We start from the raw sequence: 13,857 nt of genomic DNA, 5'->3' as shown, positions 1-13,857 counted from the left end.
AGACGATGGCGTCACCAGATGGCACCCGCGAGGAAGCGCTCGAAGTCGAGATCGCCGAGTACCTCGGCAAGCATGGCTGGCTCTACAGCTCTAACGGCGACGGTTACGACGCCGAGCGGGCGATCTGGCCCGAGGACGTGCTCTGGTGGCTGAGCGAGACCCAGCCAGACGAGTACGCGAAGGTCGTGCGCGTCGGCACGGGTGCCGAGCCGGCCGATCGTGAGGCTCTGCTGTCTATGCTCGTGACGCGTCTGGACACCCCGATGAGTTCGGGCGGCGGGACGCTCAACGTGCTGCGTCGGAAGTTCTCGCACACGCGTGGCGCGACGGCGCATTTCCGGATGTGCCAGTTCAAACCGGCGACGACGCTGAACAAGACCGTGACTGAGCAGTACGAGAAGGTGCGGCTGCGAGTGGCCCGGCAGGTGTACTTCTCGCCGAAGCGCGCGGACACCCGGTCGATCGATCTCGTCTTCTTTGTAAACGGCCTGCCCGTGGCGACCTGCGAGTTGAAGTCGTTCTTCAAGCAGCAGTGGCGCACGGCGGTCACGCAGTATCGGAAGGACAGGGACCCAGCCGGTCAGCCGCTGCTCGGGTTTGGCACGCGCGCGCTGGTGCACTTCGCTGTCGACGACGACCAGGTGCACATGACGACGAAGCTGGCGGGGGAGAAAACGTACTTCCTGCCGTTCAACCGCGGCCATGACGACACCGGTGCCGCGGGGAACCCGGCCAACCCTTCGGGGCCTGCCACCTCGTATCTCTGGGAGGAGGTGCTACAGCGCGACAACTTCCTGTCGGTACTCGGTTCGCAGATGTTCCTGAAGACTGACGTCGACGAAGACCCAGCGACGGGGAAGATCACGCGCTCGACGGGGCTGATGTTCCCGCGGTATCACCAGTGGCGTGCCGTGAGGAAGCTCGTCGACACGATCGGTGACGAGGGCCCGGGGAACAGGTACCTGATCGAGCATTCAGCAGGGTCGGGGAAGACGAACACGATCGCCTGGTCGGCGCATCGCCTCGCGCGCTTGCACGACCAGGCGAACGCGAAGGTGTTCGACAAGGTCATCATCGTCTCGGATCGCCGCGTGCTTGATGCTCAGCTACAACAGGCAGTGGAACAGGTCGACGACACGGGCAGCAGTGTTGCGGTGATCGACTCTGCGGCCGTGCGCCGCTCCGGGGGTTCGAAGTCTCGGGCGCTGCTGGGCGCGTTGACCGGGTCGTCGCTGATCATCGTCGTCACCTTGCAGACGTTCCCGTTCGTGAAGGACCTGTTGGAGAGGAAGCTCGGCACGAAGAACTTCGCGGTGATCATCGACGAGGCTCACACCTCTCAGTCGGGCAAGACGGCGGCGGAACTGAAGAAGGTGCTCACCGAGGGCGGCGAGGCCGCCGATGATGACGAGTTCGATGGTCAGGACGTGATCAACGAACTCGTCGAAGCGGACACTGCCCGAGAGCGCCAGATCGCTTCGGAGACAGCGGCACGCGCCGGAGCTAGGAACGTGTCCTTGTTGGCGTTCACGGCAACGCCGAAGGCGAAGACCAAACAGCTCTTCGGTCGTCCAGGTGACGACAGCATGCCGGTCTCATTCGACGTGTACTCGATGCGGCAGGCGATCGAGGAGGGGTTCATCCTCGACGTGCTGCGCGGGTACCAGACGTACCGGACGGCGTTCGAGATCGAGCAGCAGGGGAGTGCCGGCATCGCGGCGGGCATCGGCCCGGACGAAGACGACAGTCTCGTGGATCCGAAGACGGCGACGCGGAAGATCATGCGGTTCGCGAACTTGCATCCGACGAACATTGGCCAGAAGGTCGAGATTATCGTCGAGCACTTCCGCGCCAACGTCGCGCACCTGTTGGAGGGGCACGCAAAGGCGATGGTCGTCACCGACTCCCGCCAGGCTGCGCTCCGGTACAAGATCGAGACCGACAAGTACCTCACGCAGCGCGGGTACGCTTACCAGTCGATCGTCGCGTTCAGCGGCAGTTTGAGCGATGAGGACTACGGCATCGAGGACGTGACCGAGGCGTCGATGAACCCCGGCGTCGGGTCCGACCTCGCGCGGGAGTTCCGTCGCCCTGAGTACCGGCTCATGATCGTCGCCGACAAGTTCCAGACTGGCTTCGACCAGCCGCTGCTGTGCGCGATGTACGTGGACAAGAAACTGCCGGACGTGCACGCGGTGCAGACGCTCTCGCGTCTAAACCGCACGTACCGTGCGCCATCGGGGGAAATGAAAGACCGCACGTTCGTCCTCGACTTCGTCAACGATCCCGATGACATCCACGAAGCGTTCTTGACCTACTACCTCGAGGCGCACGTGGAGAAAGAGACCGACCCGAACCTCGTGCATCAGCTGGCCACGAAGCTTGCTCAGGCGCGGATCTACATGCCGAACGACGTCGAGCGATACGCGGAGGCATGGTGGGCACGGAAGCAGTCGCATGCCGCACTGGCTGCGGCCGTGACTCCAGCGCGCGACGAGTTCGTCGCCCGCTGGAACGACGCGCAGACCGACGAAGACAGCGAAGCGCTCGATGAACTGCGCACATTCCGGAAAGATTGTGGCTCGTACGTCAGGCTGTACGACTTCATGTCGCAGGTCGTCGACTACGGTACGAGCGACTTGGAGAAGCTCGCCGAGTTCCTACGCCAGCTGGTTCGGCTACTGCCGACCGACGGTGCTGCCCCCGACGTGGACGTGTCGGGACTGGAGATGCGCCGCGTCCGCCAGATCGACCAGGGCAGGGCCGACATCGGTTTGTCGGGCGACCAGAAGACCCCGGGCCTGCAGGGGATAACCGGTCTCGGATCGCATGTGTCGCGCCAGGATCCGCAGCAGGCGCTGCTGTCGGAGGTGGTGTCGAGGATCAACGAGCTGTTCGGTTCCGAGTTCGCCGACCCGCAGATCGAAGGCTTCGTACGCGCCGCGGCCGGCATGGCCGAGGAAGACTCGCGCATCGCTGAACAGATCGACCACAACGCTCTCGACCAGTTCATGGCCTCGCCCGACCTGCGCGAGACCCTCACGGACGCCGCCGTGCTCAACGAGGGCGCGTTCGGCAAACTCACCGGGGCTCTCACGGGTGAGAGCGACCGCGCTGATGAGTTCATCCGACTGATCGGGCAGTACCTCTACCAGTCTCGCCGGCTGAGGACCGAAGACGAAGGCAGCCCAGACGGCCAGGAAAGGTAGGACATGGCGACAGGTAGCCAGCGTTATCGCTCACACAAGGTCTGGGAGACTCTGGACCTCAAGCTGGACGCTCTCAAGGCGGCTCGATACGACGATGCCAAAACGGAGCAGATGCGCAAGGACGTCGTCGAGTGGCTGTCCGAAGCAAAGAAGACGAAGCTCGCCCAGCAGCCTGCTCTGTACCTCAGCACCCTCGACGAATTGAGCGCCGCGCTCAATGAGCTGCAGACCGGCGACGGAGAGTTCCGCCAGTACGTAGGTGTCCAGTACCAGCCGCAGAACCCGCAAAGGATCTGGCGATTGCAGGGAGCGCTGCGTACGCTCCCACTGCCTCCACCGAAGGAGCTCACGAGCAATTACGTTGAGCTTCTCGACAAGGAGATCGAGGCTCGCACGGCGCGTCTCGACCAGCTAGAGGACAAAGTCAAGAAGACCGAGGCGTCGCTGCATGCGCGCCTCGATGAGCTCGACGGCGTCAGCAAGCGACTGGATGAGTTGGCCACCGACATCGAGACCGAACGCAAGAACATTGCAGATATCGGCTCTTCGGCCGAGACGAAGATCGATGACGAGTGGAGCGAATCGCTGGGTGCATGGAAGAAGCAACGCGACGAAACTGATCATGAGCACGACTCCAAGGCCCTGGAGCATGTGGCGACCCTCGCGGCTACGGCAAGAGCCGGCAATGCTCTCGCCGAGCACGCTGCGGGAGACCTCAGCGCTGGCGACTGGTATGGGCGGGCGAAACGCGAGCGACGTGCTGCTCAGTGGATCCGAGCGAGTGCGTTGGCCGCATTCTTCTTCGCCGGGGCCGTCGGCTACTTCATCGTCAGCGAGGCTATCGCCAACAACTTCGACATCTCCGTCGGCGGCGGCATCTTGCGCGCTTCGGTAGCCATCGTGATCGGCGCGTTCGGCGCGCTCTTGCTCCGCGAGTCCGGCAGGCACTTCCGCGAGGCCGACACCGCTGAAGACGTCGCGCTCTCGCTCAAGGCGCTGGCTCCGTTCTACGCCAACTCGGATGACAAAGTTCGGCTCAGCGCGCGCGTGCAGGTCGGCGACGCGGTGCTCGTCCAGAATGTTCTGTCCCGGTTCTCTCACCGCGACGCTGCCAAGTACGCCGGTGACGTGGACTCCGCCCAATTGTCGGACCTCGTGAAGGACGCCACAGAGGCGCTCGGCAAGTCCGAGGCGGCCAAAGCCCCATGACCCTGACCCTCGACGCAATCCTCCGCAGCGCCGGGATCGACCCCGCCGAGACCCAAGCGATCCGCCACGCCTTCGTGCGCGAGCACGAGGACACTGGTCTGCCTGGCATCAACGCCGACTCGACCGATGACGAGGTCCTCGCGTACACGAGCGAGCAGTCGGCGAAACCGCGCATCTTCCCGGCAGTCCCGCCGAAGTTTTGGGTGGTTTTCATCCGCGAAGGAGGAGATCGCGCTCGTTTGTGGTCGGTTCTAGAGAACTGCGGCGAGGTCTCCAACGACGGTGCTCTGCGCACCTTCAACCTGGTCGCCTCAGAGCACCTCGCCGACCTCAGGAACCGCCTCGTGATCGGCTGGAGGTCACCGCGCACCTGGCGGCTCAATGGACCGACGGCGGCCGGCTACCCGGTTGTGGAGATCGCCGATGCGCGGCCAGTGCCGTTCCTCGGCTTCGATCGGCTGGTCCTCGACGTCTCTCAGCTGCAGGCGGTCATGCGCGAGCACCGGTACGCCGCCTGGCGGACGGCGCTGTCATCCGTGGTCGGCATCTACCTCATCACCGACACCCGCGACGGCCGCCAGTACATCGGCAAGGCCGACGGCGCGGAGAGCATCCGCCAGCGCTGGAGCGCCTACGCGGCCAACGGCCACGGCGGCAATGTCGAGCTGCGCAACGTCGACCCGAGCAGCTTCCGCTATTCGATCCTGAGGGTCTTCGACCCGGCGACACCGACGCGGGTGATCGATGAGGCCGAGAGCCATTTCAAGCTCGCCCTCGACACGCGGAAGCATGGGCTCAACCGCAACTGATCTCGAGCCGAGGACCATTGGGTCCGGCGAGATGGCTCCGTGTTGAGCGGTGTCTGCAGGCGAAGAGCGTGTCCGTGCTGCGCCCTATCGTGGGTGCCATGGTGATCGAGCCCAAGGAACAGACCCCGTGTCAGTGCGACCAGGATTGCGCGTGTGGGAACAGTGCGGATCTCATCCACGGCGGGGTCGCGGTCTGCGGGTGCTGCGTCGGCGACTGCCCGGATGTGCATGGTCCGGAGGGCAAGACCTGGCAGAGCGGCTTCACGGTTCGGCTCGTGCCGTGGCGCGGCGGCTACGAGCTCCACGTCGATGGCGTGGGCGTGACGCAGTGCACCGAAAGGTCGGAAGCCGAGGACTCGGTCCGGGACCTCCTCGAGTCTCTCGAGCACGATGACGCCCGCACGGCGAGCGTGACAGTGTGGGGTCCGCCGAAACAGCGGCAGTAGGTCGGCAGCGAAGCCCGCCCTGCCTTCGGTGTCAGAGGCCCGGTGCACGGTCTTCTAAGGGGACGAATCAGAACAGGGGCGGAGGACCGGTTTCTTTGATGTCGGCTATGCCCGGGGCACACCGGCGAGGTGCCGATCGAATGCTGGGCACCCAATCGCCTCGGCGAGCTCAACGCCGTCACAGATCAAACATTCACCCGGTGCGAAGCGCTCGACGCATGGGAGGGCGAGATCTGCCCGCGGGGAGGACCCAGTGGGCCTGGACGTCCTGATGGAGACATAGGCGCTCAACTACGACGTCGTCGTGTCGTGGAACGGGCTGTTCGGGGAGTATCTCCCGCTTGCTCGGCTCAGCGATGAGGTGGCGGACATCGTGCCGAAGAGCGTGGACCTCCTCGAGCAGCTCGCGCTCGACGTCGCCGAGAAGTACTGCGGAGACTTCGCCCTCGATGACTGCATGCGGATCTTCAGCATCCACCGCAGGCTCCTGTCGGGTGCGCCGCTGCGATACGACTACGTCGCGTACGGCGGGGCAAAGAAGAACGTCGAGCACCAATGCAGTCATCGCGCCGTCGGAGCGCACGCTGGCAGCGATGCGAGGTGGTCAGGTGGCGCGCAACGATGTGCGCTGCGATTTGGGCTCGGCGGACATCGCGCTTCCGGATAGCGTCGTCGAGGTGCTCGACGGGGTGGTTGAGATCGCGCGCAAGCCCGTGCCTCGCTTCGCGCTGCAACTGCTGGAGCCGTCCGTGCACGAGCGCGCCCGCGTCCGCGACGGCGAGCCGCTCGGGACTAAGATCCTGGAACGGCTTGAAATTGACGCGCCCCGGGTTGAGTTCCGTCGTGAGAGGGGTGTTCGCCTCTACCACCACTGCCGAGAAGTCCGCCGGGATAGTGAGGACCGGTCCTGGGCCTGCCGAAGCAGGCGGAACCGGTCGTGGTAAGGCAATACTACCGCGGTCCCGAGGGGGCGCGGTTCACGCGGCATACTGTTTTGATGATCGCGAAGCATCCCGACTTCACCGCTGTATGCCTGGGCGTCTGACGCAGGGGGAGCGCGAGCGGATCGCCGCTGTGGCCTGTGAGCGATACGCCGCGGGGGAGTCCTAGGTACAGATTGCCGAGGACTTCGACCTTCATCCTGGGCATGTGCGTCGTCTGACCACGGAGAGGTACGCGGTGGATTTTCGTCGCTGGGACCAGCGTCCTGTCGCCGACCCGGATCAAGTGGCGCTCCGACGTGGCCGGGGCGAGTCGATCCAAGTAATCGCGTCGGCGCTGGGTTGCTCGAGGACGGCGGTGCGCACTGCGATCGAACGCGCTGGCGGTGTGCCCAGGAGTCGATACCCACGGCTGTCTGCGCGTCGTGAGCCGACGGAGGCAGAGGTCGAACGCATCAGCGGGCTCTACGCAACTTGTCCGTACGCTCCACGAGCTCGACCGGGTCACCGGGACACCGCTGGCGAGCACGGTCTGCTGCTGGCACTTGCGTGCCGGGAACTTGTCGATGATGGCGTCCCGATGCAGACACTGTCGCGAGCACTGGGGCGAGGGCCCACATGGGTGCATTGGCTTCTCGGTCGCCACGATCAGCAACCAGCTTCGCGCGAGGGACGCAGTACGAGTCGGCGCACCCGGGGCATCTCATGAACGTGCTCTTGTCCGAGGTTGCCGTCAGTGCATCCCCTAACCCGCCATCACACCGGGCCCCCGCGAACTTAGGAGACACGCCCTCGTTCCTTGAGGCGGCGCGCTGGATTCTTGCGCGCGGTTCGATCTGGCGACTCGCGTCGAATCAGTGCGGCGTGCCGGCGGGAGTCAATGCTCGCCGTGGAACGGGTCGACGATCGAATGGAGGCCGTGCTCCGGGCAGACAAACATGACGCGTACGCCGAGGCCGTCCATGGCGGTCGGCTCAGGCTCGCAGTCTCCTCCGCATACGGAGCAGGTTCGGTAACTCTCGTCTCTGGGTGCAGATGGTTCGAGGCCTCCGTGGGCGCTCACATCGTCCATGACTTGAGCCTACGCGGAGGGTGTGAGGTTCCGGCGAGCACTGTGGAAACTCTGCCGACTGTTCGGAGCACCCGGTCCCACGGGCGAAGGTCGAGTTCGTCGTCAAGGTGCTTCGGCCGCCGCACAGGAAACAAAGTCGGTGTCTCGATACTGCTGCCACTGGGTTACAAACTGCGCCCGGAAGCCTGATCGGGGCCCGGTGGTACGGGTTCACGGGTTCCGGAGAGCTGGGTCTCGTCCAGGACGAGCTGGACCTGCTCACGCCCGCCGATCGTCGGGTGCTCGATGCTGTGCCGCCGCGCTCCAGCCTGCCGGTTGCGCGCATCGTCCGGGAGATCGGCTTCGAGGCCGTCGAGGTCGAATCCGCCCTGGCGCGGCTGCGTCTGCTGGGGCTCGTCGAGGACGTGGGGGAGAGGGTGCGACGCGTGCGCACCGGCTGACGTCCTCCCGGCCGGGGACGCCTGGATGCGGGAGACTGGGGACATGGGCACAGACCGCAGCAGCGCCGAGGACGCCGTGCTCGACGCCTTCAGCGACCATCTCCGCCTCGAACGGGGGCGCTCGGAGCACACCATGCGCGCCTACCGCCGGGAGGCCGCCCACCTGCTCGAGCATCTGCGCGAGGTCGAACGCATCGAGCTCCCCGAGCTCGACGTCGCCGCCCTGCGCTCATGGCTCGCAGCGCGGGCGGAGAGCGGCGTGGGGGCGAGCACGCTGGCGCGGTCGGCCGCCGCGGCCCGCACCTTCACCACATGGCTCGCCGCCACCGGCCGCATCCCGCACGACGTGGGCGGCCGATTGAAAGCACCCCGGCGGGGCCGCCACCTGCCCACTGTGCTCTCCAGTGAGCAGGCCGGGCACCTGCTGGACCGGATCGTGCCGGCACAGACGGGCCCCTCCGGGACCGGAGGACGCGGCGAGGCGTCCGGAACAGGCAGCGACGCCGATGCACGTGCCGGCCTCGATGGTGCTGATGGCGCAGGCGGCGCCGTCCCGTCCGACGGCGCCGAGGTCCCCGGCTCCCCGGGCGTGCCTGACGATCCTGCCCGGCGCGCGATGGTGCTGCGCGACGCCGCGGTCCTTGAACTGCTCTACTCCTCCGGACTGCGGGTCTCGGAGCTGGTCGCCCTGGACCGCAGCGGCATCGACCGTTCCCGAGGCACCGTCCGAGTCCGGGGAAAGGGCGACAAAGAACGCATCGTCCCCGTCGGCGCCCCGGCGCTCGCCGCTGTGGAGCACTGGGAGCGCGAGGGTCGGCCCGTCCTCGCGCGAGCCGGCGGCGCGGGCGCGACTCGCGCCGGCGACGCACTGTTCCTCGGCGCCCGTGGCGGCAGACTCGGTGATCGCGCCGTGCGCACGCTGCTGGATCGGTACGCCGCCGAGGCCGGCATCTCGAGGCACATATCCCCGCACACGCTGCGTCACAGCGCCGCCACGCACCTCGTCGAGGGCGGCGCCGACCTGCGCAGCGTCCAGGACTTCCTCGGACACTCCTCACTCGCGACCACCCAGATCTACACCCACGTCAGCGCCGAGCGGCTCCGCCGCACCGTCGACCAGGCACACCCGCGCGCCTGATCTGCTCACGGGCCGGCGTCGACAGCATCGCGCGCCCCGGGAGCCCCGTGATGGGCCAGCGGCAGCAGCACACTCGGTCCCCGCGCTCCCAGCAGCACCATCGGATCCACGTAGCCCTGAGCGCGCCGCGCACCCAGATGCAGACACATCTGAGCGCAATGCGACCGCGTGCCGCCCGGCGTGATCCGTCCGAGCACGTCCCCGGCGCGGACCGTCTGCCCCTCCACCACCTCGCCGGCGACCGGTTCGTAGGTGGAGATCAGGCCATCGGCGTGCCGCACCGAGACCACGGGACGCCCAGCCACCGATCCGGTGAAGCGCACCGTGCCCGAGTCGACCGCATGCACCGCGGCGCCCTCTCCGGTCACCGCGATGTCGATCCCGCGGTGGCCGGGTCCGTAGGGGGTGTCCGGAGCGTCGAAGGGTGCGACGACGTCATGGGGAGCCGGTGTCGGCCACGTCCAGCGCACCTCCTCGGCGCGCGCCGAGCCGGGCATGGCGACGACGAAGGCGGCCACCAGGCACAGTACGACCAGCACGGCCCGGACCAGGACCAGGATCCGCTGTCGGGCCGGCCGGCGATCGAGGGCGTCTCGAGAAGTCATAGCGGCATCCTCGCCACGTCGGCCGACCGCGTCATCCGGGACGAGGACCCGGTGGACGAAGAGGTCCTGGGGAGGAACGATCGCCGCGCCGACACACCCCGCGGCGTGATGCACGACGCGCTGTGCCGACTGTGAGCGTCAGATAGACTCGAGACAGCATCCGGTCCGTCCGGATGACTTCGCGTGCCCATCAGGGCTCGCCGGCCAACGGTCCTCGGTCGCCTCCGCGCCTCGCGCGCGGGCCGCCGCCGGGGCGGCCGGCTTCCCGGGCACCAGGCCCCGCATCGACCGGTGACGGGGAAGAACCGAGAACGAAGGTCCTGCGCGATGACCGCGGACGCCCCACCGGGCGAGTCGTGCGAGCCCAGGCCTAGATAAGAGGACACCATCATGGCAGTCGTCACCATGCGCCAGCTCCTGGAGAGCGGCGTCCACTTCGGTCACCAGACCCGTCGGTGGAACCCGAAGGTCCGTCGCTTCATCTTCACCGAGCGCAACGGCATCTACATCGTCGACCTCATGCAGACCCTGTCGTACATCGACAAGGCCTACGACTTCGTCAAGCAGACCGTCGCCCACGGCGGCACGATCCTGTTCGTCGGCACCAAGAAGCAGGCCCAGGGCTCCATCCAGGAGCAGGCCACCCGCGTGGGCATGCCCTACGTCAACCAGCGCTGGCTGGGCGGCATGCTCACCAACCTGCAGACCGTCTCCGCGCGCGTGAACCGCCTCAAGGAGCTCGAGCAGATCGACTTCGACGATGTGGCCTCCTCCGGCCGCACCAAGAAGGAGCTGCTGATGATGCGCCGCGAGAAGGACAAGCTGGAGAAGACCCTCGGCGGTATCCGCGACATGGGCAAGGCGCCCTCCGCCGTGTGGATCGTCGACACCAACAAGGAGCACCTCGCTGTCGACGAGGCGCAGAAGCTGAGCATCCCGGTCGTCGCGATCCTGGACACCAACTGCGATCCCGACGAGGTCACCTACCCGATCCCCGGCAACGACGACGCGATCCGCTCCGTCACGCTGCTGACCCGGGTCGTGGCCGACGCCGTGGCCGCCGGCCTGCAGGAGCGTCACGCCAAGTCCGGCGGCGGCGAGAAGAACGTCTCCGCCGTCGAGGCCGAGCCGCTGGCCGAGTGGGAGCGCGAGCTGCTCAAGCAGTCCGAGGTCCAGCAGCAGGACGCCCCCGCCGAGGAATCCGTCGTCGCGGAGAACGCCCCGGCAGCGACCGAGGCCCCCGCGGCCGAGTCCGCCGAGGCCCCTGCGGCCGAGGCCACCGAATCCGCAGTGGAGCAGCCCGCCCCGGGCGCGTCGGACGCCGAGGCCGAGACGGCCGAGTCCGCCTCCGAGGCGACCGACGGCCGGACCGAGCCGACCGCGGCCGAGTGACCAACGGGCCCGGGGGCGATAACGTCGCTCCCGGGCCCCTCCACGGGGCGGGCCCGCCATCGCCGAAGCCCGCCCCGCACCCTCCGCTAGCAGCTCCCACAAGGAAGAGGAACATGGCCAATTACACGGCAGCAGACATCAAGGAGATCCGCGAGTCCACCGGCGCGGGCATGCTCGACGTCAAGAAGGCTCTCGACGAGGCCGAGGGCGACAAGTCCAAGGCTGTCGAGCTGATCCGCGTCAAGGGCCTCAAGGGGATCGCCAAGCGTGAGGCCCGCACCGCCTCCGAGGGCCTGATCGCCGTCGACGTGCGCGACACCGACCAGGGTCAGACCGGCACGCTGGTCGAGATCAACTCCGAGACCGACTTCGTGGCCAAGAACGACAAGTTCGTCGCCCTGGGCGACGAGGCCGTGGCCGCGGCCGTCGAGTCCGGCGCCTCCGAGCCCGCCGATCTGGCCGAGACCTCCTTCGGTGAGGCCCTGACCAACGCCGGCGCCACCATGGGCGAGAAGATCCAGGTGCGCCGCATCGGTCGCGTCTCGGGCGAGGTCGTCACCGCCTACATGCACCGCACCAACAAGGACCTGCCCCCGCAGGTCGGCGTCCTGGTGGCCACCGACAAGGCGGGTGCCGAGGTGGCGCGCGACATCGCGATGCACATCGCCGCGTTCTCCCCGGCCTACCTCGATCGTGACGAGGTCCCCGAGGAGCTCGTCACCGACGAGCGCCGCATCGCCGAGGAGACCGCCAAGAACGAGAACAAGCCCGAGAAGGCGATCCCGAAGATCGTCGAGGGCCGGCTGAACGGCTACTACAAGGAGAACGTGCTGCTCGACCAGGCGTTCGCCAAGGATCCCAAGAAGACGGTCGGCAAGATCGTCGAGGAAGCCGGCGGCACGCTGACCGGTTTCGTCCGCTTCCGCGTCGGAGGCTGACTCCCCGGGGATCGGGCCTGATCGCCCGGAACCCACCGGCCGCCGACGGGCGGCCGCCGACCTGCGGCCCCGCACCCTCGGTGCGGGGCCGCGGCTCGGTATCATCACCGAGGACCCCGCGCGGAAGGACCGACATGACCCAGACGTTCACGTCCCCCATACCCGTTCTCCCGAAGAAGCAGGACGGCCGCCGGGTCCTCCTCAAGCTCTCCGGAGAAGCCTTCGGCGGCGGCGCCGTCGGCGTCGATCCCGACGTCGTCTCGCGCGTGGCCGCGGAGATCGCCGAGGGTGTCGCCCAGGGCGTGGAATGCGCCATCGTCGTCGGGGGAGGGAACTTCTTCCGCGGCGCCGAGCTGTCCCAGCGCGGCATGGACCGCCGCCGCGCCGACTACATGGGCATGCTCGGCACCGTCATGAACTGTCTCGCCCTCCAGGACTTCCTCGAACAGCGCGGCGTGACCACGCGGGTGCAGACCGCCATCGAGATGGGTCAGGTCGCCGAGCCCTACATCCCGCTGCGCGCCGTGCGGCACCTGGAGAAGGGTCGCGTGGTGATCTTCGGTGCCGGTGCGGGCATGCCGTACTTCTCCACCGACACCGTCGCCGTCCAGCGCGCATTGGAGATCGGCTGCGAAGAGGTGCTGATGGCCAAGAACGGCGTCGACGGGGTCTACGATTCCGATCCCCGCACGAATCCCGACGCCGTCAAGCTCGAGGCCGTCACCTACAACGACGCCCTGCAGCGCGGTCTGAAGGTCGTCGACTCCACCGCCTTCAGCCTGTGCATGGACAACGCCCAGCAGATGATGGTCTTCGGCCTGGACACGCCCGGCAACATCACCCGCGCGCTGCGCGGGGACCGGATCGGGACCGTGGTCACCAGCGACTGATCCGGACGCGCGAGGGCTCGAGCCCCCCGCGGGCGACGTCCCCGCGGTCTCTGCTCGTCCGAGGGGCCCGGAGCCGCCGACCGTCCCGGAGGCCGGGAGCGGGGGCGTGCCCGCCGCGCGAGAGTCCACTCAGCAGTCCCGCCTTGACGGTGCGGGACAATGGATCCCACCACCCACCGAGAACCGAGGAGCATCCCGTGAGCGACGACACCGCGAGCATCCTGAAGGACGCCGAGGCCAAGATGTCCAAGTCCGTCCAGGTCACCAAGGAGGAGTTCGGCTCCATCCGCACCGGCCGGGCCAACGCCGCGATGTTCCAGGGCATCATGGTCGAGTACTACGGAGCGCCGACGCCGCTGAACCAGCTCGCCTCGCTGCAGTTCCCCGAGGCCCGCACCGTCATCGTCACGCCCTACGACATGAGCGCGATCGGGCAGGTCGAGACTGCGCTGCGGGACTCGGACCTGGGCGTGAACCCCACCAACAACGGTGACAACCTGCGCGTGGTCCTGCCCTCGTTGACCGAGGAGCGACGCAAGGAGTACATCAAGCTCGCCCGCACCAAGGCCGAGGACGGCCGCGTCGCCGTGCGCGGCTCCCGCGGCAACGCGAAGAAGAGCATTGAGAAGCTGGTCAAGGACAAGGAGATCGGCGAGGACGAGGGCAACCGCGCCGAGAAGGAGCTCGAGTCCGTGACCAAGAAGTTCATCGATCAGATCGACGAGGCGCTCGGCGCCAAGGAGTCCGAGCTCGCGACGATCTGACGTC

12 protein-coding genes are annotated in these 13,857 nt (G+C 67.3%); 11 read left to right on the top strand and 1 reads right to left on the bottom strand.

Translation table 11 applies throughout. The features are described 5' to 3' along the window. Nucleotides 1–5 precede the first annotated feature (5 nt). The 7 genes from ACFQS2_RS16260 (at nucleotide 6) to ACFQS2_RS16230 (ending at nucleotide 9,264) form a co-directional block, all read left to right on the top strand. Nucleotides 6–3,209 (top strand): type I restriction endonuclease subunit R, encoded by a 3,204-nt coding sequence (locus ACFQS2_RS16260; protein WP_377794442.1) that lies wholly within the window; start codon nucleotides 6–8, stop codon nucleotides 3,207–3,209. Nucleotides 3,210–3,212: 3 nt separating this feature from the next. Next, a complete protein-coding gene (locus ACFQS2_RS16255; RefSeq protein WP_377794440.1) occupies nucleotides 3,213–4,418 on the top strand; it encodes a hypothetical protein in 1,206 nt (401 codons plus the stop codon). Then, nucleotides 4,415–5,227 (top strand): GIY-YIG nuclease family protein, encoded by an 813-nt coding sequence (locus ACFQS2_RS16250; RefSeq protein ID WP_377794439.1) that lies wholly within the window; start codon nucleotides 4,415–4,417, stop codon nucleotides 5,225–5,227. Before ACFQS2_RS16255 ends, ACFQS2_RS16250 begins: the two co-directional genes overlap by 4 nt. A 98-nt stretch (nucleotides 5,228–5,325) precedes the next feature. Then, nucleotides 5,326–5,673: a hypothetical protein gene (locus tag ACFQS2_RS16245; RefSeq protein ID WP_377794437.1), complete on the top strand. Its 348-nt coding sequence runs from the start codon at nucleotides 5,326–5,328 to the stop codon at nucleotides 5,671–5,673. A gap of 304 nt (nucleotides 5,674–5,977) precedes the next feature. Next, entirely contained in the window at nucleotides 5,978–6,340 is a 363-nt protein-coding gene (locus tag ACFQS2_RS16240; protein WP_377794435.1) for a hypothetical protein, read from the top strand. A 1,624-nt stretch (nucleotides 6,341–7,964) separates the two neighbouring features. Continuing rightward, complete coding sequence (locus ACFQS2_RS16235) at nucleotides 7,965–8,126, top strand: hypothetical protein (RefSeq protein ID WP_377794433.1); 162 nt, start codon at nucleotides 7,965–7,967, stop codon at nucleotides 8,124–8,126. Between the two features lie 43 nt (nucleotides 8,127–8,169). After that, complete coding sequence (locus ACFQS2_RS16230) at nucleotides 8,170–9,264, top strand: tyrosine recombinase XerC (RefSeq protein WP_377794431.1); 1,095 nt, start codon at nucleotides 8,170–8,172, stop codon at nucleotides 9,262–9,264. Nucleotides 9,265–9,269: 5 nt separating this feature from the next. Here the strand turns inward: ACFQS2_RS16230 and ACFQS2_RS16225 are convergent, their stop codons facing one another. Continuing rightward, complete coding sequence (locus ACFQS2_RS16225; RefSeq protein WP_377794429.1) at nucleotides 9,270–9,869, bottom strand: murein hydrolase activator EnvC family protein; 600 nt, start codon at nucleotides 9,867–9,869, stop codon at nucleotides 9,270–9,272. Nucleotides 9,870–10,259: 390 nt separating this feature from the next. Here ACFQS2_RS16225 and rpsB point away from each other — a divergent pair, with 390 nt between their 5' ends. The 4 genes from rpsB (at nucleotide 10,260) to frr (ending at nucleotide 13,853) form a co-directional block, all read left to right on the top strand. Further along, nucleotides 10,260–11,261, top strand: a complete 1,002-nt coding sequence (rpsB, locus tag ACFQS2_RS16220; RefSeq protein ID WP_377794427.1) for a 30S ribosomal protein S2 — start codon at nucleotides 10,260–10,262, stop codon at nucleotides 11,259–11,261. A 113-nt stretch (nucleotides 11,262–11,374) separates the two neighbouring features. Then, nucleotides 11,375–12,199, top strand: a complete 825-nt coding sequence (tsf, locus tag ACFQS2_RS16215; RefSeq protein WP_377794425.1) for a translation elongation factor Ts — start codon at nucleotides 11,375–11,377, stop codon at nucleotides 12,197–12,199. 134 nt (nucleotides 12,200–12,333) lie between these two features. Further along, nucleotides 12,334–13,089, top strand: coding sequence for a UMP kinase (pyrH, locus tag ACFQS2_RS16210; protein WP_377794423.1), 756 nt, complete (start codon nucleotides 12,334–12,336; stop codon nucleotides 13,087–13,089). Nucleotides 13,090–13,286: 197 nt separating this feature from the next. Further along, on the top strand, nucleotides 13,287–13,853 hold the full coding sequence (gene frr, locus ACFQS2_RS16205) for a ribosome recycling factor (protein ID WP_377020362.1): 567 nt from the start codon (nucleotides 13,287–13,289) through the stop codon (nucleotides 13,851–13,853). Nucleotides 13,854–13,857 lie beyond the last annotated feature (4 nt).

The sequence above is a fragment of the Brachybacterium sp. GCM10030267 genome, from assembly GCF_042666875.1.
GTDB lineage: Bacteria > Actinomycetota > Actinomycetes > Actinomycetales > Dermabacteraceae > Brachybacterium.
The sequence above is the reverse complement of the archived record's forward strand: the minus strand, read 5'-3'. Positions and strand labels throughout refer to the sequence as shown.